Here is a 16,025-nt window from a genome sequence, read left to right as displayed (position 1 = left end):
GGTGGATCTTCGGTGATCTTTGGTGGTGCGGGTAGGGAAATAAAAAAACCCCTCAGCCTGGCGGCTCTTCGAGGGGTTTGCGCGTGACGGTTCGTTACCAGGAGAGGCTATTGAGCCACGCGCTTGGTAAGGACGACGGATACACCTGCAGTGCTTTCACATGCGGTGTAGCCGGTGGTAACGATTGCGGTCATGCGTTCAGTTTTCCCTCTGAGCGAGACAGGTGTCAACGGGCCGAACTCCTGTCTCACGATGTGGACTTCATTGTCCACTTACTGAACCTTCAGGTTCCCCCCGTAAGCCCTGCCGCATAGGGCGGCAGGGCTTACTAAGGGGAATACCGAGGGGCCCAAGGACACGGCGCTCGCGCCGTGTCCTTGGGGAAGGTATTACCCGCAGTAGGCGCCGGTGGAGGCGCTGTGGACGAGTTTGGCGTACTTGGCCAGCACGCCCTTGGTGAACTTGGCCGGCAGCGGCTGCCAGCCTTCCTTGCGGGCCTCGAGCTCGGCCGGCTCGACCAGCAGGTCGAAGCTCCGTGCGGCGATGTCCACCCGGATGCGGTCGCCGTCCTGAACGAAGGCGATGGGGCCGCCGTCGGCCGCTTCCGGCGCGACGTGGCCGATGCACAGGCCGGTGGTTCCGCCGGAGAAGCGTCCGTCGGTGAGCAGCAGGACGTCCTTGCCGAGCCCGGCGCCCTTAATGGCGCCGGTGATGGCGAGCATTTCGCGCATGCCCGGGCCGCCCTTGGGCCCCTCGTAGCGGATGACGACGACGTCGCCAGCCTTGATCTCACCCTTGTCGAGCGCGTCCAGGGCGCCCTGCTCGCGTTCGAAGACCCGGGCGGATCCTTCGAAGACGTCGGCATCGAAGCCGGCGCTCTTCACGACAGCGCCTTCCGGAGCCATCGAGCCGTGCAGGATGGTGATGCCGCCGGTCTTGTGGATCGGGTTGTCCAGGGCTCGCAGGATCTTGCCGTCAACGTCCGGCGGGTTGATCGCCTCGAGGTTCTCCGCGACGGTCTTGCCGGTTACGGTCAGGCAGTCGCCGTGCAGCAGGCCGGCGTCAAGCAGGGCCTTCATGATCACCGGGACGCCGCCGATCTTGTCGACGTCGGTCATCACGTAGCGGCCGAACGGCTTGAGGTCGCCCAGGTGCGGGATCTTGTCACCGATGCGGTTGAAGTCGTCGAGGGTCAGCTCGACCTCGGCTTCGCGGGCAATCGCCAGCAGGTGCAGCACGGCGTTGGTGGAACCGCCGAAGGCCATGGTGACGGCGATGGCGTTCTCGAAGGCCTTCTTGGTCATGATGTCCCGGGCGGTAATGCCCAGGCGCAGCAGGTTGACCACGGCCTCGCCGGACTTGCGGGCGAACTCATCGCGACGGCGGTCTGCCGAGGGCGGGGCGGCGGAACCCGGAAGGGACATGCCGAGGGCCTCGCCGATGCAGGCCATGGTGTTCGCGGTGTACATGCCGCCGCAGGCGCCTTCGCCCGGGCAGATGGCCTTCTCAATGCGGGTCAGGTCTTCCATGCTCATCTTGCCGGCGGCGCAGGCGCCCACCGCCTCGAAGGCATCGATCAGGGTGACTTCCTTTTCGGAGCCGTCCTCAAGCTTGACCCAGCCGGGCATGATGGAACCGGCATAGAGGAAAACGCTGGCGAGGTCCAGCCGGGCGGCGGCCATCAGCATGCCGGGAAGGGACTTGTCGCAGCCGGCCAGCAGCACCGAGCCGTCGATCCGCTCGGCCTGCATCACGGTCTCCACGGAGTCGGCGATGACTTCGCGGGAGACCAGGGAGAAGTGCATGCCCTCGTGGCCCATCGAGATGCCGTCGGAGACGGAGATGGTGCCGAACTGCATGGGGAAGCCGCCGCCGGCGTGGACGCCTTCCTTGGCGCCCTGGGCCAGCCGGTTCAGGGACAGGTTGCAGGGGGTGATTTCGTTCCACGAGCTCGCGACGCCGACCTGCGGCTTGGCGAAGTCGTCGTCGCCCATGCCGACCGCGCGGAACATGCCGCGCGCGGGGGCGGCGTGGATTCCGTCGGTGACGACCCGGCTGCGGGGCTTGATATCCGGCTTGGTCTCTGTTGCTGTGTGGGTGTCCTGACTCATGGGTCAAAGTCTAGGGCTCCCTCGACGACGGCAACGAGCCGGACCGGCTGATTAAGCCTAAATGCGGGAATATTTCGCCCGCATGATGGACATTCGTCTCACTGCTTGGACTTCCCGACGGCGCGGGTCAAGAGTTGTGACCTTCGTCATGAAGCTCCGGCGCCAGTGCGACAGCCTGCGCCTCGGCCTTGAGCAAGGTCAGCACCTGCTGGATGGTGGTCCGGGCCGCAGCTTCAGGGCGGGCGAGCGCCACGATGCTGCGGCTGGCCTTCACGCCTCGGAGCGGGCGGAGCACAAACCCCCTTCCCTGGTTCTTCAAGGCGGTGTAGCGCGGCAGGATGCTGAGGCCGTGCCCGGCGCTGACAAGTGCTTCCAGCACCCGCAGGTCAGGGAAGAGCTGGGCGCGCAGGGCCGGGGAGTCGGCCTGCATCTCGATCTGGCGGAGCACGGTGTCAAAGGGAAAGCCCTCCGGCACTCCCATCCAGGGGTATCCGATGACATCTGCCGCGGTGAGCGCCACCTTGCCTGCCAGGGCATGCCCGGCCGGCACCGCCACGTCCAGCGGCTCATCCAGCAGCGGGATGACCTGCAGTCCCTGGCGGGCGAAGACCTCGGGCCCGTCGACGCTGTGCGCCAGAACGACGTCGTAGTCCGCCGCCAGCGCGGCGAAACCTGCAACGCCGGGATCCTCGAAGTGCGCCTCGAAGCGCAGGCCGTCGATCTCCTTGACGCGGTGCAGCAGCCCCGGCAGGAACATTTCCGCAGCGCTCGGGAAAAACGCCGCCTTAATCCGGGTCTGCCAGCCGAGCCGGTAGGTGTCAATGGTGGCCTCGGCGCGGGCCATGGCCGTGGAGACCTCGGCGGCGGCGCCGGCCATGGCCAGTCCCGCCTCAGTGAGCCGCACTCCCCTGCCCGACTTTTCGACCAGCACTACGCCGAGCTCGTCCTGCAGTGTCTTGAGCTGTTGGGAGACTGCGGACGGCGTCACCTGCATGGCTACGGCGGTGGCGCCCACGGTCCCGCGGTCCGCCAATTCGCGGAGGATCCGCAGCCTCTTGAAGTCCATGAAGCGAGGCTACACGGGCGGTTCCGCGGCGCTGGACAGCCGTGGTGGCCGGACGTAACGTCAAACAACGGCAACCCTGCCATCCGGACGGAAGGACTCGGTTATGGATTGGATTATCTGGCTCATCGTCATCGTGGTGATTGTCGGCGTCGTGTGGTGGCTGCTGAACCGCAACAACGCACGGAGCGGCGCTGGAGCTTCGACGTCCACGGTGGCTGGAACTGCTCCCGCTCCCGAGGCTCCGGTGAGCCGGGAGACACCGGAGCCTCGGACGACGGGCGGTGTACAGTCCGCGGACGCCGTGTCCGACAAGGCCGTGTCCGAGGGTGCCGTGCCCGACGAGGTTGGTTCTGCCGACGCTGCCGGGGCCCGCGGGGACGGCGAGACTGGCGGAACCGTCCAGCCCGCCGGTAGCGGGTCCCCGGGTGCGACGCCTGCAGCCGCCGGCGCCGTGGAGGGCGCCGAGTGGGAGACCCAGTGGTCCGAGACGCCCCCGGCCGAGCCGCATCCCGCCTCCCAGCACGACGTGCCCTCCGGAGCCCACGCGGTCCAGCCCAGTACCGCCGAGCGCCCAGCCGCCGAGCACGCCCCGGCACACCACAGCCCCGTGCACCATTCCGAGTACACCGAGCCGCACGCCCCCACCCTTCCCGGCGCGGAATCCGCGGCGGCGGAGCTTGCGGAAGCCGACCTCCCGCAGGACGGAACTTCGGTAGCCTCGGCGGAAGGCTCGGCCAGCCACGTTCCGGCACCGGCGGGGCACCTTGCCCTGGCCCAGCCCTACGGTGAGGGCTCCGCCGCGCCGGCCCCGGACGGCAGCGGCCCGGAGGACTTTACCGTCAAGGGAAGTGCCTCGACGATGGTTTATTACGACGAGACCAGCCCCTTGTACGGAGAAACACGGGCCGAGGTCTGGTTCCTCTCTGCGGCCCACGCGGAGGCAGCGGGTTTCCGGCCGCCGCGCCGTTCGCGGCTCTAGGCGTGCGGCGCCTTTCTCCGGAGCGGGCCGGGTGGGCGGTCGCAGGGGCAGCCGTCCTCCTGGCCGTCCCGGCGTGTACCGGCAGCACCCCGGCGCCCAATGTCGCCACCAGCCAATCCGGACCCACCACCACCAGCAGCAGCCAGGCCGGCCCGGCCACGCCACAAGTCGTCAGCCGCATCGACGCGGGCCTGGCCGTGCCCTGGTCAATCGTTTTCCTGCCCGACGGCACGGCACTGATCTCGGAACGTGACAGCGCACTGTTGCGCTTTATCCCACCCGGAGCAACCGGCCCGGCAGGCACGGTAGGCAAGGTCCCCGGCGTCGTGCCCGGCGGTGAAGGCGGACTGCTGGGGTTGGCACTGTCTCCCGACTTCGCGACGGACCGCTACCTTTACGCGTACTTCACGGCGCAGGGCGACAACCGGATTGCCCGTTTTAAAGTCGACGACAACGGCGGGCGCCTGGCCTTAGGAGTCCCCGAAACGATCTTCACCGGCATCCCCAAAGCGTCAACGCACAACGGCGGCCGGATCCGCTTCGGTCCAGACGGCAACCTCTACGTCGGTACCGGCGACTCCCAGCGCCGCGAACAGCCGCAGGACAAGAATGCTCTCGGCGGGAAGATCCTCCGCCTGACGCCCGAAGGAGCACCCGCCGCCGGGAACCCGTTCGGCAACAGCCCCGTCTACAGCCTCGGACACCGCAACGTCCAGGGCCTGGACTGGGACGGCGCTGGGCGGCTGTGGGCAAGCGAGTTCGGTCCCGACAAGGATGATGAACTGAACCTGATCGTCCCCGGCGGCAACTATGGGTGGCCCGAGGTCACGGGAGCTCCGCACCGCGACGGGTTCCTGGATGCCAAGGTGGTGTGGCCTTCGACGGCGGACTCCTCCCCCAGCGGCCTGGAAATCGCCGGCGACACCGCCTATCTTGGGGCGCTCCGGGGCCAACGCCTCTGGTCGGTTCCGCTGAAGGGTGACTTCGCCGCCGATCCTGTGGCCTACTTCACAGGCCAGTTTGGCCGGATCCGCGATGTCGCCCGCGCGCCGGACGGCCAATTGTGGGCACTCAGCAACGGTCAAAACCCTGATTTCGCGGTGGTTTTGAGCGTGCCCCAGTAGCCTCGACGGGCAAGCTGCAGTCCGATTTCGTACCGCGCGAAATATCGTGTAGAGTTTCATGTCGTTGCGGAGAACACCGCGGGAAATAAAAAGCCCGAGGGAAACGAAAACAACAGTTGCACCTCTAGCTCAACTGGCAGAGCAATTGACTCTTAATCAATGGGTTCCGGGTTCGAGTCCCGGGGGGTGCACCAACGAAAACCCCGTCTTTACCGGCCTAACGGCAGGTAGAGGCGGGGTTTTGTTTTACCCAACCACGCGGCAACCGCTGAACGTCCGAGTCCCGGCCCAGCGGGCACTTGACGCATCCATGTCCGGTGAGCCGAAGCGGGCCGAGATGGGACAGCAGGCCATCAACCTCCTGGCCCGAAGCAAGCTGGCCACGCCCGAGGACGGGGTACTTCCTCCCACGAAGCCGAGGCCTTCTCCGTGAGGCTGGACAAGCTCACCGGAGACGTCACCCCCGGCTGGATCATCGCCTTGTCCAAGGAAAAGCCAGAGTAAATCCGGAAGGGGCCCGGCAAGCCCCTCGCGGAACTTGGCGGCTCCGCCAGGGGCAGAAAAACTTCGGCCCCGCTCCTCCTAGACTGGTCTCATGGACCCCGTCACTCCGGAGTACGCCCGCCTGCGCGATGCCATCACCGAACGGCTGAACGCCTACGATTTGGCCGGCGTGCTGGCGTCCCGTGCGACCGGAACCGAGTACGACCCCGAGATGGAAGACTTCGCCGCGCTCATCACGGCGGGTGCCGCAATCACGCCGGAGGCGGTGGCGGCGGTATGGCACAAATGGTTCGGAGATCCATCGGCGGAGCCCGCCGAGCCCACCGCGAGGATGACGGATCTGGCCGCAGACCTGCAGACCATCCAGCAACACTTTGTGCAGTATTGACCGGGCCGAAGGTCATTCGCCCACTCCGGGCGGCACCTAGCGCGGGTCGACCGTCACCGGCTGAAAATGGATCGGCAGCACCAGCTGGATTGGCACGACGCCTATCGGCTCGTCGAGCAGCTCATTAATCGAAGTCTGCCCTTCCAGCTCGGGCGGCGGCATTGTTTCCATAGGAAAAAGCCTATGCGAGCGGGTCTCCCGGATTCGGGCATGACACGAAACGCCGGGGCGGCGGTGCGATTGCGCTGCCCGGGTCAGTTGGCGTTGTTAACTTCTGCAGGCAGGGCCGAATCGGCCTCGGTGACGATGGCTTTAGCCTCCGTTGAGGAGATCCGGGTGGCCAGCTCCCTGACGACGGACTGGAGCTCGTGCCGGAGAGCGTCGGGGTCGATCGAGGCGGCGGCAAGAACGGAGCGCTCCATGTCAGCGGCTGCGACGACGGCTTCCCGACCCCGCTCGGTCAAGGTGACCACGTGGCTGCGCCGGTCGGAGGCACTGCGCTCCCGCGAGATGTGTCCATGCGCTTCAAGCCGGCTCAGCGTCTTACCCATGGTCTGGGCCTGGACACGAACCAGTTGCGCCAGTTGCGCCTGGGTCATCGGTCCATGGACGGAGAGCACTTCCATCGCGATGACCCCTGCGTGGGTCAGGCCGATAGCTCCCAGCTTTTCGTTCCAGGAGTGTTCGACCAGGCGTGCTGCCGTGGACAGTAAGCGGCCTGTGGGCCAGCGATCCAAATCGGGCATACCCAAGAGTATAGCCACTGATCGATTCGCCCCCCGCCCACACGCTCAGTAAGCTGAGTATTCGCATAATTTTCAAGGAGAAACGATGGCAGAACGCCTTGTACCCGGGGATGCCGCGCCCGACTTCCGTCTTTCCGATTCCACTGGCAACAGCGTCGGCCTGCAGGATTTTCGCGGGCGAAACACGGTTGTCTACTTCTACCCCGCCGCCGCCACACCGGGGTGCACTAAGCAGGCCTGCGACTTCCGCGACTCTCTCGCCGCCCTCCAGGGAGCCGGCTACGACGTCGTCGGCATCTCCCCCGACCCGGTCGAGAAACTTGCCGCTTTTGCCGAAGCCGAGGGGCTCCCTTTCCCGCTGCTCTCCGATCCGGACCATGCGGTCGCGGAGGCATATGCAGCATGGGGCGAAAAGAAGAACTACGGCCGCAGCTACGACGGCCTCATTCGTTCCACGGTCGTGGTGGGGCCCGACGGCAAGGTCGCCCTGGCGCAGTACAACGTCCGCGCCACCGGCCATGTCGCCAAGCTGCTCCGCGACCTGAAAGTCGCCGCCTAGCTAGCAGAAGCGGGGGCGGACCAGTCGGCCCGGACCGGGCACACGGCGCTGGGCCGGCCTGTAGACTGAGTGTCGGCATCCGCCGTCGAGGGTCCCGGGATCCGAACGGCAACGCCGCGCGCGAGTGGTGGAATTGGTAGACACGCAGGATTTAGGTTCCTGTGCCTTCGGGCGTGGGGGTTCAAGTCCCCCCTTGCGCACTTGCGGAACCCCGGTCTTCGGACCGGGGTTCTTCTCTTTGCCCCCCTGCGCGCCTCCCGCCCTTCTGACCGGCGGGCGGGGTGGATAGGCTGGGAAGCGTGAAGTTTCTCGAGAAAGCACCACGGTTCCTGTTCTTCACGGGCAAGGGCGGCGTCGGCAAGACTTCTGTGGCCTGTGCAACCGCGTTGGCCCTCGCCAGGACCGGCAAAAAAGTCCTGCTGGTCAGCACCGACCCTGCTTCCAATGTCGGACAGGTCTTCGGCGTGACCATCGGGAACACCGTCACCGACATCCCTGATGCGCCGGGTCTCTGCGCGCTGGAAATTGACCCGGAACAGGCAGCCGAGGCGTACCGTGAACGGATCATCTCGCCCGTCCGGGGCCTCCTGCCCGAGACCGAATTGGCCGGCATCGCCGAGAGCCTTTCGGGCTCGTGCACAACGGAGATCGCTTCCTTCGATGAATTCACCGGCCTGCTCGCCGACGACACGGCCTACGGTGCGTATGACCACATCATTTTCGATACCGCCCCGACGGGCCACACGATCCGGCTGCTGCAACTGCCCGGTTCATGGACCGATTTCCTGGCGGCAGGCAAGGGCGACCCGTCCTGTCTGGGCCCTTTGTCGGGGCTTGAGAAGCACAAGCAGGTGTACGCCAAGGCTGTCCAAGCACTCACTGATCCGGCACGGACCCGGCTGGTCCTGGTCGCCCGCGCCCAGACCTCGTCACTGGCGGAAATCGAGAGGACATACCTCGAACTCAACCAGATCGGAATCCGGGGAGGATACGTCGTCGTCAATGGCGTCCTCCCGGAAGCGGCAGGGGATGAGGATCTGGCGCAGGCCCTGCGCGCCCGGGAAGCTGCTGCCATCACTGCCATTCCGGACGTGGTCGCCGGGCTACCCCGCGATGTTCTGGATCTGAAATCTGGCAACATGGTCGGCATTGCGGCACTGGAATCCCTGTTCCCGGCCACCTCCGGCGCCGACATCACCCTCGATCCGGCGCTGGTGCCGGAGATTGAGGACGCACCGCTGGCTGCCCTGGTGAACGAAGTTGAGGCGGACGGCCACGGCCTGGTGATGTGCATGGGCAAGGGCGGCGTCGGGAAGACGACCGTGGCGGCCGCCATCGCCGTCGCCCTGGCCAGGCGCGGGCATGCGGTCCACCTGACCACGACCGATCCGGCAGCGCACCTTACCGAAACACTCCACGGGTCCGTTCCCGGCCTGACGGTGTCGCGCATCGACCCGGAGGCGGCCATTGCCGAGTATCGAAGTCACGTGATGGCGACCAAGGGCCGGAACCTGGACGATGACGGACGGGCAGCCCTCGCTGAAGACCTGATGTCGCCGTGCACCGACGAGGTGGCCGTCTTCCGGCAGTTCTCCAAGGTGGTGCAGGAATCCCGCCGGCACTTCGTGGTGATCGACACGGCCCCGACCGGGCACACGCTGTTGCTCCTGGACGCGACAGGCTCCTACCATCGGGAGATCGCCCGTCAGGTGGGCGACACCATGGGATTCGTGACGCCGCTGATGCGGCTCCAGGACCCTGCCCAGACCAAGGTCATTCTCGTCACGCTGGCGGAAACGACGCCTGTCCTTGAAGCCGAGGAACTACAGGGCGATCTTGAAAGGGCCGGAATTCACCCGTGGGCCTGGGTCATCAACAACTCGATCGCTGCAGCACACCCGCAGACGCCGTTCCTGCGGGCCCGGGCCGCAAGTGAAATTGAGCAGATTACGAAGGTGCACACGCTGGCGGACCGAGTCGCCGTCGTTCCGTTGCTGCCTGAAGAGCCGGTGGGTGGGGAGAAGCTGGCGGCGCTGAGTTCGCTTAGCTCTATGCCTGCCTGAGCCGCTCGGCCAGCAGTGCTTCGATGTCCCGGGCGGTGGCTTCCAGCTTGGCAACCGTGTCCCGTTGGATCGACCGGAGGTACTCGGCGTCGGACTCGCCGTCCTGCACCCAGTTCTCGTCGCCGGGAGAATCCATCGCCTGGCGCGTGTTCGCGGTTGCGGTCCGGATGTTCTCCAGCATGGCGCGCAGCCGCTCGTCTGCCGTGGGAGCCTCGGTGTGCATGGTGTCCTCCTTGTTGGCGGTCCTGTTCTCAGGTCAATCGGGCTGGGCGCAGCCTCAAGGGCTTACAGTGACGCCAAGAGGCCCGCGGTCTCCTCGAGGGCACCGGGAACCAGGGAGTAATACGCCCAGGTGCCCCGCTTTTCGCGGTGCAGCAGCCCGGCGTCCACAAGGATCTTCAAATGATGGGACACGGTGGGTTGACCCAGCTCCAAGGGCTCGGTCAAGTCGCAAACACAGGATTCGCCGGAAGCCTCCCCCTTGACGATCGAGAGCAGCCGCAGGCGGTTGGGGTCGGACAGAGCCTTGAACACCAATGCCGTCCGGCGGGCGTCTTCCGCACTGATGACAGTCGGGCCCGACGGAGCGCAGCAGGCGGTATCGAGGGGCCGTCCGACAGTTTGCAGAGAACTCATGCATCCATTATGCACATAGATTGACATTGATCGATATAGTTGGGAATACTTCGTATCGACAACCATCAATTTCAAGCTAAGCCGTACAGCTCAGCAGTACAGGAGTCCCGTGAGCATCCAGACTGACTTGCCGCCGTCGCCAGGAGGCGAGGCCGCCGTCATCGGCAGGCTCTCCACCCTGGACCGGTTCCTGCCTGTCTGGATCATCGCCGCGATGGCCCTCGGCCTGCTGCTGGGGGACGTCGTTCCAGGCCTGAACACCACGCTGGAAGCGGCAAAGGTCGGCGGGGTCTCGCTGCCGATCGCTGCCGGCCTGCTGGTCATGATGTATCCGGTGCTCGCCAAGGTCCGTTACGACCAGACCCACCGCGTGATCGGCGACCGCAAGCTCCTGATTACCTCCCTGGTCCTGAACTGGCTGCTGGCCCCGGCGTTCATGTTCGCCCTGGCCTGGATCTTCATCCCGGACCTTCCGGAGTACCGCACCGGGCTGATTATTGTGGGACTGGCCCGCTGCATCGCCATGGTGATGATCTGGAACGACCTGGCCTGCGGCGACCGTGAAGCCGCCGCCGTGCTGGTGGCCATCAACTCCGTCTTCCAGGTCCTCGCGTTCGGCGCCCTGGGCTGGTTCTACCTCCAGCTCCTGCCGTCCTGGCTTGGGCTGCCGACGTCCAGCGCGGACTTCTCCTTCTGGGCCATCACAGGCTCCGTACTCGTGTTCCTCGGCATCCCGCTGCTGGCCGGATTCCTCACCCGCACCCTTGGTGAAAAGGCCCGGGGCCGCGACTGGTACGAAGCCAGGTTCCTGCCCAAGCTGGGTCCGTGGGCGCTGTACGGTCTGCTGTTCACCATCACCCTGCTCTTCGCCCTCCAGGGCGGCACCATCACCTCCCGCCCGCTCGACGTCGCGCGGATCGCGTTGCCGCTGCTGGTCTACTTCCTTGTCGTCTTTGGCGCCGGCATGCTGATCGGCAGGCGGCTGGAGCTCGGGTATGCCAAGACCACCACGCTTGCGTTCACGGCCGCAGGCAACAACTTCGAACTCGCCATCGCCGTGGCGATCGGCACCTTCGGCGTCACCTCAGGCCAGGCTCTGGCCGGCGTCGTCGGCCCCTTGATCGAGGTGCCGGTCCTTGTTGCACTGGTGTACGTGGCCCTGTGGGCCCGTACTCGTTACTTCGCCGCCAGCCCCGTTTCCCGCTAGCTTCCCAGACTTCAGGAGAACCGCATGAGCACCGAAACCGCCAGGAAACCTTCCGTCCTGTTCGTCTGCGTCCACAACGCCGGCCGGTCGCAGATGGCCGCCGCCTTCCTCACGACGCTTTCCAAGGGCGCCATTGAGGTCCGCTCCGCCGGCTCCCAGCCCGCCGAGCAGGTCAACGCCGCCGCCGTCGAGGCCATGGCGGAGCTCGGTATTGACATGTCTGCCGAGATCCCGAAGGTCCTCACCACCGAGGCTGTCAAGGAGTCCGACGTCGTCATCACCATGGGCTGCGGCGACACCTGCCCGATCTTCCCGGGCAAGCGCTACGAGGACTGGGAACTAGAAGACCCTGCCGGGCAGGGCGTCGAGGCAGTCCGGCCCATCCGGGACGAAATCAAGACCCGCATCGAGGACCTCATTGCCTCGCTCTCCCCAGCCGCCAAATAACCAGCAACCAAAGCCAGACCCAGGAGTTTCCATGAGCACCCAGCAACTGATCATCATCGGTTCCGGCCCTGCCGGCTACACCGCCGCCATCTACGCCGCCCGGGCAGGCCTGTCGCCGCTCGTCATCGCGGGCGCTGTCACCGCCGGCGGTGCCCTGATGAACACCACCGAGGTGGAGAACTTTCCCGGTTTTCCTGCCGGCGTCCAAGGCCCGGAGCTGATGGACGGGCTGCAGCAGCAGGCCGAAAAGTTCGGCGCCCAGGTGGTGTTCGACGACGTCACCGAGGTCCAGCTCACCGGGCACCTCAAGCGCGTGGTCACCGCCGCCGGTGAGACGCATGAAGCGCCGGCCGTCATCCTCGCCACCGGGTCCGCCTACAAGGAGCTGGGCCTGCCGGAGGAGAAGAAGCTCAGCGGCCACGGCGTTTCCTGGTGCGCAACCTGCGACGGGTTCTTCTTCCGCGACCAGGACATCATCGTCGTCGGCGGCGGCGACTCCGCCATGGAGGAGGCAACCTTCCTGACCCGCTTCGGCAAGACCGTGACGGTGGTCGTCCGCAAAAACGAGCTCCGCGCCTCCCGGATCATGGCCCAGCGCGCCAAGGACAACCCCAAAATCCGCTTCGCCTGGAACTCCGCCATCACCAAGATCCACGGCGAGGGCAAGGTCACCGGCGTTACCCTGACCGACACGGTCACCGGCGAAACCCGCGAACAGGGTGCCACCGGCATCTTCGTCGCGATCGGCCACGTGCCGCGGACCGAACTGCTGCACGGCCAGGTGGACCTCGACGCCGAGGGCTACATCAAGGTCGACTCCCCCACCACAGTGACCAACCTCAGCGGCGTCTTTGCCTGCGGCGACGCAGTGGACCACCGCTACCGGCAGGCCATCACCGCCGCCGGCACCGGTTGCGCAGCCGCCCTCGACGCCGAACGCTACCTGGCCGCGCTCGAGGACGCCGACAGCATCGCCACCGCGCTGGTCGAGGCACCCATCCACTCCTGACCAGAGGCTCCACCGCCTGCCGGTCTCCCAAGGACCGGCAGGCGCCCAGCAAACACCCACCACCCCGCCGGATGATCAGAGGACACCATGGCTGTAACCAACACCCTTCCCGTCGTTGTCATCGGAGCCGGGCCGACCGGCCTCGCCGCGGCGGCGCACCTGCTCGAGCGCGGCATTGAACCGCTGATCCTGGAGGCCGGTCCGACGGCGGCCGCAGCGATCGAACAGTGGCGCCACATCCGGTTGTTCTCGCCCTGGCAGTACAACACCGACGCCGCCGCCGTCCGCCTGCTTGCCGCCACGGGCTGGGAAGCACCGGCACCAGCGGCCCTGCCGACCGGCGGTGAACTCATCGACCAGTACCTCGCCCCGCTCGCCGCGCTTCCGGCAATAGCGTCCCGCCTGCACACCGGCGCCCGCGTCACCGCCGTCACCCGCCTTGGGATGGACAAGACACACAGCCGGAACCGCGCCACCACCCCCTTCCTGGTCCGGGTCGAGGAAGCCAACGGCGGGACCCGTGACTACCAAGCCGCCGCTGTGATTGACGCCTCAGGCACCTGGTCCACCCGCAACCCGTTGGGGATCTCCGGGCTGCCCGCAGCGGGCGAGAGTGCTGCAGCCGCCCACATCTCCACTCCGCTGCCGGACGTGCTGGGCCGGGACCGTGAAGCCTTTGCCGGGCGCACCGCCGTCGTGGTGGGCGCCGGCCACTCCGCGGCCAACACCCTGATCAATCTCTCCGAGCTCGCAGCCCGGGTGCCCGGGACGAGGGTCGTCTGGGCGATCCGTGGCGCCTCCGCAGCGAAGGTGTACGGCGGCGGCGACGCCGACGGCCTCGCCGCCCGCGGCCAGCTCGGCAGCCGGCTCCGCGCTCTGGTAGAGGCCGGCACGGTGGAACTGCACACCGGTTTCGGGATCGCCGGCGTTGCCGCAGCCGGGGGTGCCGTTGCGCTGACCGCCGCAGACGGCCGCACCCTCGAGGCTGACGTAATCGTGCCCGCCACCGGGTTCCGCCCCAACCTGGACATGCTCCGCGAGCTGCGGCTCGAACTGGACCCGGGCGTGGAAGCCCCGCGGGAGCTGGGCCCGCTGATCGATCCCGAGTTCCATTCCTGCGGCACGGTCGAACCGCACGGCGCCAGAATGCTGGCGCACCCGGAGCAGGACTTCTACATTGTCGGCATGAAATCCTACGGCCGCGCCCCGACTTTCCTGCTGGCCACCGGCTACGAACAGGTCCGCTCCGTCGCCGCAGCTCTGGCCGGAGACCGTGAAGCTGCGGACACCGTCCAGCTCGAACTGCCGGAGACCGGCGTCTGCTCCTCTGACGTCGGCACCAGCTGCGACGTTCCCGCCACGGCAGCAGCGGGGCTTGGCGCGGAAACCTCCGGCGGCTGCTGCGGCGCGCCCGAACCGGTGCTGGTCGGTTTCCCTACCGGACTGCGCCATGGCCGTTCCGGTGAGAACTGACAACGGGTACTGACGTGCCGCAGCCGGGCCGTGCGCTGACGGCCGACGGGGCACCGCGCGGCGGCCTCGCCGCGCTGTGCATCACGCAGACGACCGGCTGGGGCGCGCTTTACTACGCCCTGGTCACCGCGGTCCGGCCGATCAGCGAGGACACCGGCTGGGACCCGGTCCTGATTACCGGAGCATTCTCCGCAGGCCTGCTGCTCTCGGCCGTTGCCGGCATCTTCGTCGGCAGGATCCTCGACCGGACGGGACCCCGGACGCTGATGACCGGAGGATCCGCCGTCGGGGTGCTTGCCCTGCTGCTCGTGGCGGCGGCACCGAATCTGCCGGTCTTCTTCGCCGGGTGGCTGGCCGCCGGAATGGCGCAGGCTGCCGTCCTCTACCAGCCGGCCTTCACCGTGATAAGCCGGTGGTACGGACCTGCGCGCCTTCGGCCGCTGACCGTCCTGACGCTGGTAGCAGGATTCGCCTCCACTATTTTCGCGCCTCTCACGGCCGCCCTGACCTCCGGGATCGGCTGGCGGGGCACCTTCGCGGTCCTGGCCGTCATCCTGGGGGTCGTCACGGTGCCGCTGCACGCCCGCTACCTCAACCGGTCCTGGACCCGGGCAGCCAGCGGCGGCACCGCCGCGGCGCACCGTGCCGCGGTCCGCGCCGTACGGCGAAGTCCGGAATTCCTGGGGCTGCAGCTCTTGATGGTCCTGCTGGGCCTGGGACTCTACACTGCGACGCTGAATATCGTTCCCCTGCTGATGGAGAAGGGTGCCAGCTACGGCGCGGCCGCGGCTGTCCTGGGACTGGTGGGCGCCGGGCAGGTCGGCGGGCGCCTGCTCTTCGCCGCCATCCCGCCCGGTGTCCGCTTGCCCGTCATTACCAGCACGGCCGCCGGCGCCGTCGTCCTCCTGGCCGTCCTGCCGGGACCGGTACCGTTGCTGGTTGCAGCGGGAATGCTCGCCGGCGCGGTCCGTGGATGTCATACGCTGCTGCAGGCCACGATCGTCGCGGACCGGTGGGGAACCCGCAACCTGGGCGCCCTGCAGGGGGTGTTCGCGGCTCCACTGACGGCGGTCATCGCCATCGCACCGGCCGCCGGGCCGCTGCTGGCCGGTTTGCTCGGAACGTACACCGCCATGGCTACTGCCATGGCGGCATCGGCCGCCGCGGCGGCCCTGCTCGCCGCAGCCTTCACGCTCCGGGACACCAGCCGACGCCGGGCAGGGTCAGGCCGCGCCGCGGGGCGCAAACATGATGACCGCCACGCCTACCAGGCAGATCCCCGAACCGATGGCGTCCCAGCGGTCAGGACGGAAGCCGTCGAAAACCATGCCCCAGACAAGTGATCCGGCCACGAACACTCCGCCGTAGGCAGCAAGGATGCGGCCGAAGTTCGCGTCCGCCTGCAGGGTTGCGACGAAGCCGTAGATCCCCAGCGCAAGTACTCCCAGCCCTGCCCACCACCACGCCTTGCCCTCCCGGACCGCTTGCCACACCAGCCAGGCGCCCCCGATCTCGGCGGCCGCAGCGAGGACAAAGAGCAGAACGGATCGGACGATTCCCATGTATTCCATCCTGACACCGGCTACGGTCTATTGCCCGTCCAAGGAGCGGCACGGTCCCGGCGCCGTTTAGCCGCCCTGCACAAAAAAGAATTTCGACTCCCACCCATCCCTTTCCGCTGAACGCCCGAATACCCATTGAGACACCAACCAA

17 protein-coding genes and 2 tRNA genes are annotated in these 16,025 nt (G+C 67.0%); 12 read left to right on the top strand and 7 right to left on the bottom strand.

Annotation, left to right across the window (positions count from 1 at the left end; translation table 11 throughout):
- Positions 1–389: 389 nt before the first annotated feature.
- Positions 390–2,111: a dihydroxy-acid dehydratase gene (ilvD, locus tag QFZ61_RS09800; protein ID WP_307035542.1), complete on the bottom strand. Its 1,722-nt coding sequence runs from the start codon at positions 2,109–2,111 to the stop codon at positions 390–392.
- A gap of 127 nt (positions 2,112–2,238) precedes the next feature.
- The gene (locus QFZ61_RS09795; protein ID WP_307035540.1) at positions 2,239–3,177 is read right to left on the bottom strand and encodes a LysR family transcriptional regulator; all 939 of its coding nucleotides are present in this window, start codon (positions 3,175–3,177) and stop codon (positions 2,239–2,241) included.
- A 103-nt stretch (positions 3,178–3,280) separates the two neighbouring features.
- Between QFZ61_RS09795 and QFZ61_RS09790 the strand changes: the two genes are divergently transcribed.
- The 4 genes from QFZ61_RS09790 to QFZ61_RS09775 all read left to right on the top strand — a co-directional run bounded on the left by QFZ61_RS09790 (position 3,281) and on the right by QFZ61_RS09775 (position 6,172).
- Positions 3,281–4,156 carry a hypothetical protein gene (locus tag QFZ61_RS09790; protein WP_307035538.1) on the top strand — a complete coding sequence of 292 codons (876 nt, stop codon included), beginning with the start codon at positions 3,281–3,283 and terminating at the stop codon, positions 4,154–4,156.
- Positions 4,157–4,158: 2 nt separating this feature from the next.
- On the top strand, positions 4,159–5,280 hold the full coding sequence (locus QFZ61_RS09785; protein WP_307035536.1) for a sorbosone dehydrogenase family protein: 1,122 nt from the start codon (positions 4,159–4,161) through the stop codon (positions 5,278–5,280).
- 118 nt (positions 5,281–5,398) lie between these two features.
- Positions 5,399–5,474 (top strand) — tRNA-Lys (locus QFZ61_RS09780).
- A 401-nt stretch (positions 5,475–5,875) separates the two neighbouring features.
- Positions 5,876–6,172 carry a hypothetical protein gene (locus QFZ61_RS09775; protein WP_307035534.1) on the top strand — a complete coding sequence of 99 codons (297 nt, stop codon included), beginning with the start codon at positions 5,876–5,878 and terminating at the stop codon, positions 6,170–6,172.
- Positions 6,173–6,208: 36 nt separating this feature from the next.
- Here the strand turns inward: QFZ61_RS09775 and QFZ61_RS09770 are convergent, their stop codons facing one another.
- Complete coding sequence (locus tag QFZ61_RS09770; protein WP_307035532.1) at positions 6,209–6,343, bottom strand: hypothetical protein; 135 nt, start codon at positions 6,341–6,343, stop codon at positions 6,209–6,211.
- 83 nt (positions 6,344–6,426) lie between these two features.
- The gene (locus QFZ61_RS09765) at positions 6,427–6,918 is read right to left on the bottom strand and encodes a MarR family winged helix-turn-helix transcriptional regulator (protein ID WP_307035530.1); all 492 of its coding nucleotides are present in this window, start codon (positions 6,916–6,918) and stop codon (positions 6,427–6,429) included.
- 85 nt (positions 6,919–7,003) lie between these two features.
- On the opposite strand from QFZ61_RS09765, the gene bcp reads away from it, so the two are divergent.
- From bcp to arsA, 3 genes are all read left to right on the top strand, one after another.
- Positions 7,004–7,477, top strand: coding sequence for a thioredoxin-dependent thiol peroxidase (gene bcp, locus QFZ61_RS09760; protein ID WP_307035528.1), 474 nt, complete (start codon positions 7,004–7,006; stop codon positions 7,475–7,477).
- A gap of 118 nt (positions 7,478–7,595) precedes the next feature.
- A tRNA-Leu gene (locus tag QFZ61_RS09755) sits at positions 7,596–7,677 on the top strand.
- Positions 7,678–7,776: 99 nt separating this feature from the next.
- On the top strand, positions 7,777–9,540 hold the full coding sequence (arsA, locus tag QFZ61_RS09750; RefSeq protein WP_307035526.1) for an arsenical pump-driving ATPase: 1,764 nt from the start codon (positions 7,777–7,779) through the stop codon (positions 9,538–9,540).
- On the opposite strand, the gene QFZ61_RS09745 is transcribed toward arsA, so the two are convergent.
- Both QFZ61_RS09745 and QFZ61_RS09740 read right to left on the bottom strand, forming a co-directional pair.
- Positions 9,527–9,763: a hypothetical protein gene (locus tag QFZ61_RS09745; protein WP_307035524.1), complete on the bottom strand. Its 237-nt coding sequence runs from the start codon at positions 9,761–9,763 to the stop codon at positions 9,527–9,529. The genes arsA and QFZ61_RS09745 overlap by 14 nt on opposite strands.
- A gap of 62 nt (positions 9,764–9,825) precedes the next feature.
- Positions 9,826–10,176 (bottom strand): metalloregulator ArsR/SmtB family transcription factor, encoded by a 351-nt coding sequence (locus QFZ61_RS09740; protein WP_307035522.1) that lies wholly within the window; start codon positions 10,174–10,176, stop codon positions 9,826–9,828.
- A 109-nt stretch (positions 10,177–10,285) separates the two neighbouring features.
- On the opposite strand from QFZ61_RS09740, the gene arsB reads away from it, so the two are divergent.
- From arsB to QFZ61_RS09715, 5 genes are all read left to right on the top strand, one after another.
- Positions 10,286–11,383, top strand: a complete 1,098-nt coding sequence (arsB, locus tag QFZ61_RS09735) for an ACR3 family arsenite efflux transporter (RefSeq protein WP_307035520.1) — start codon at positions 10,286–10,288, stop codon at positions 11,381–11,383.
- 24 nt (positions 11,384–11,407) lie between these two features.
- Positions 11,408–11,830, top strand: coding sequence for an arsenate reductase ArsC (locus tag QFZ61_RS09730; RefSeq protein WP_307035518.1), 423 nt, complete (start codon positions 11,408–11,410; stop codon positions 11,828–11,830).
- Positions 11,831–11,861: 31 nt separating this feature from the next.
- Positions 11,862–12,839, top strand: coding sequence for a thioredoxin-disulfide reductase (gene trxB, locus QFZ61_RS09725; protein WP_307035516.1), 978 nt, complete (start codon positions 11,862–11,864; stop codon positions 12,837–12,839).
- Between the two features lie 87 nt (positions 12,840–12,926).
- Entirely contained in the window at positions 12,927–14,312 is a 1,386-nt protein-coding gene (locus QFZ61_RS09720) for an FAD-dependent oxidoreductase (RefSeq protein ID WP_307035514.1), read from the top strand.
- Between the two features lie 14 nt (positions 14,313–14,326).
- On the top strand, positions 14,327–15,655 hold the full coding sequence (locus QFZ61_RS09715; RefSeq protein ID WP_307035512.1) for an MFS transporter: 1,329 nt from the start codon (positions 14,327–14,329) through the stop codon (positions 15,653–15,655).
- On the opposite strand, the gene QFZ61_RS09710 is transcribed toward QFZ61_RS09715, so the two are convergent.
- Positions 15,536–15,874 carry a YnfA family protein gene (locus tag QFZ61_RS09710; protein WP_307035510.1) on the bottom strand — a complete coding sequence of 113 codons (339 nt, stop codon included), beginning with the start codon at positions 15,872–15,874 and terminating at the stop codon, positions 15,536–15,538. The genes QFZ61_RS09715 and QFZ61_RS09710 overlap by 120 nt on opposite strands.
- Between the last annotated feature and the right edge of the window lie 151 nt (positions 15,875–16,025).

Origin of the sequence: Arthrobacter sp. B3I4 (assembly GCF_030816855.1) — a bacterium.
Taxonomy (GTDB): domain Bacteria; phylum Actinomycetota; class Actinomycetes; order Actinomycetales; family Micrococcaceae; genus Arthrobacter.
This window is presented reverse-complemented; position numbering and strand designations above follow the sequence as displayed.

Coding starts and splice junctions, on each gene's coding strand:
- ilvD (WP_307035542.1), bottom strand. CDS start 2,111: ATGAGTCAGGACACCCACACAGCAACAGAGACCAAGCCGGATATCAAG.
- QFZ61_RS09795 (WP_307035540.1), bottom strand. CDS start 3,177: ATGGACTTCAAGAGGCTGCGGATCCTCCGCGAATTGGCGGACCGCGGG.
- QFZ61_RS09790 (WP_307035538.1), top strand. CDS start 3,281: ATGGATTGGATTATCTGGCTCATCGTCATCGTGGTGATTGTCGGCGTC.
- QFZ61_RS09775 (WP_307035534.1), top strand. CDS start 5,876: ATGGACCCCGTCACTCCGGAGTACGCCCGCCTGCGCGATGCCATCACC.
- QFZ61_RS09770 (WP_307035532.1), bottom strand. CDS start 6,343: ATGGAAACAATGCCGCCGCCCGAGCTGGAAGGGCAGACTTCGATTAAT.
- QFZ61_RS09765 (WP_307035530.1), bottom strand. CDS start 6,918: ATGCCCGATTTGGATCGCTGGCCCACAGGCCGCTTACTGTCCACGGCA.
- bcp (WP_307035528.1), top strand. CDS start 7,004: ATGGCAGAACGCCTTGTACCCGGGGATGCCGCGCCCGACTTCCGTCTT.
- QFZ61_RS09745 (WP_307035524.1), bottom strand. CDS start 9,763: ATGCACACCGAGGCTCCCACGGCAGACGAGCGGCTGCGCGCCATGCTG.
- QFZ61_RS09740 (WP_307035522.1), bottom strand. CDS start 10,176: ATGAGTTCTCTGCAAACTGTCGGACGGCCCCTCGATACCGCCTGCTGC.
- QFZ61_RS09730 (WP_307035518.1), top strand. CDS start 11,408: ATGAGCACCGAAACCGCCAGGAAACCTTCCGTCCTGTTCGTCTGCGTC.
- trxB (WP_307035516.1), top strand. CDS start 11,862: ATGAGCACCCAGCAACTGATCATCATCGGTTCCGGCCCTGCCGGCTAC.
- QFZ61_RS09720 (WP_307035514.1), top strand. CDS start 12,927: ATGGCTGTAACCAACACCCTTCCCGTCGTTGTCATCGGAGCCGGGCCG.
- QFZ61_RS09710 (WP_307035510.1), bottom strand. CDS start 15,874: ATGGGAATCGTCCGATCCGTTCTGCTCTTTGTCCTCGCTGCGGCCGCC.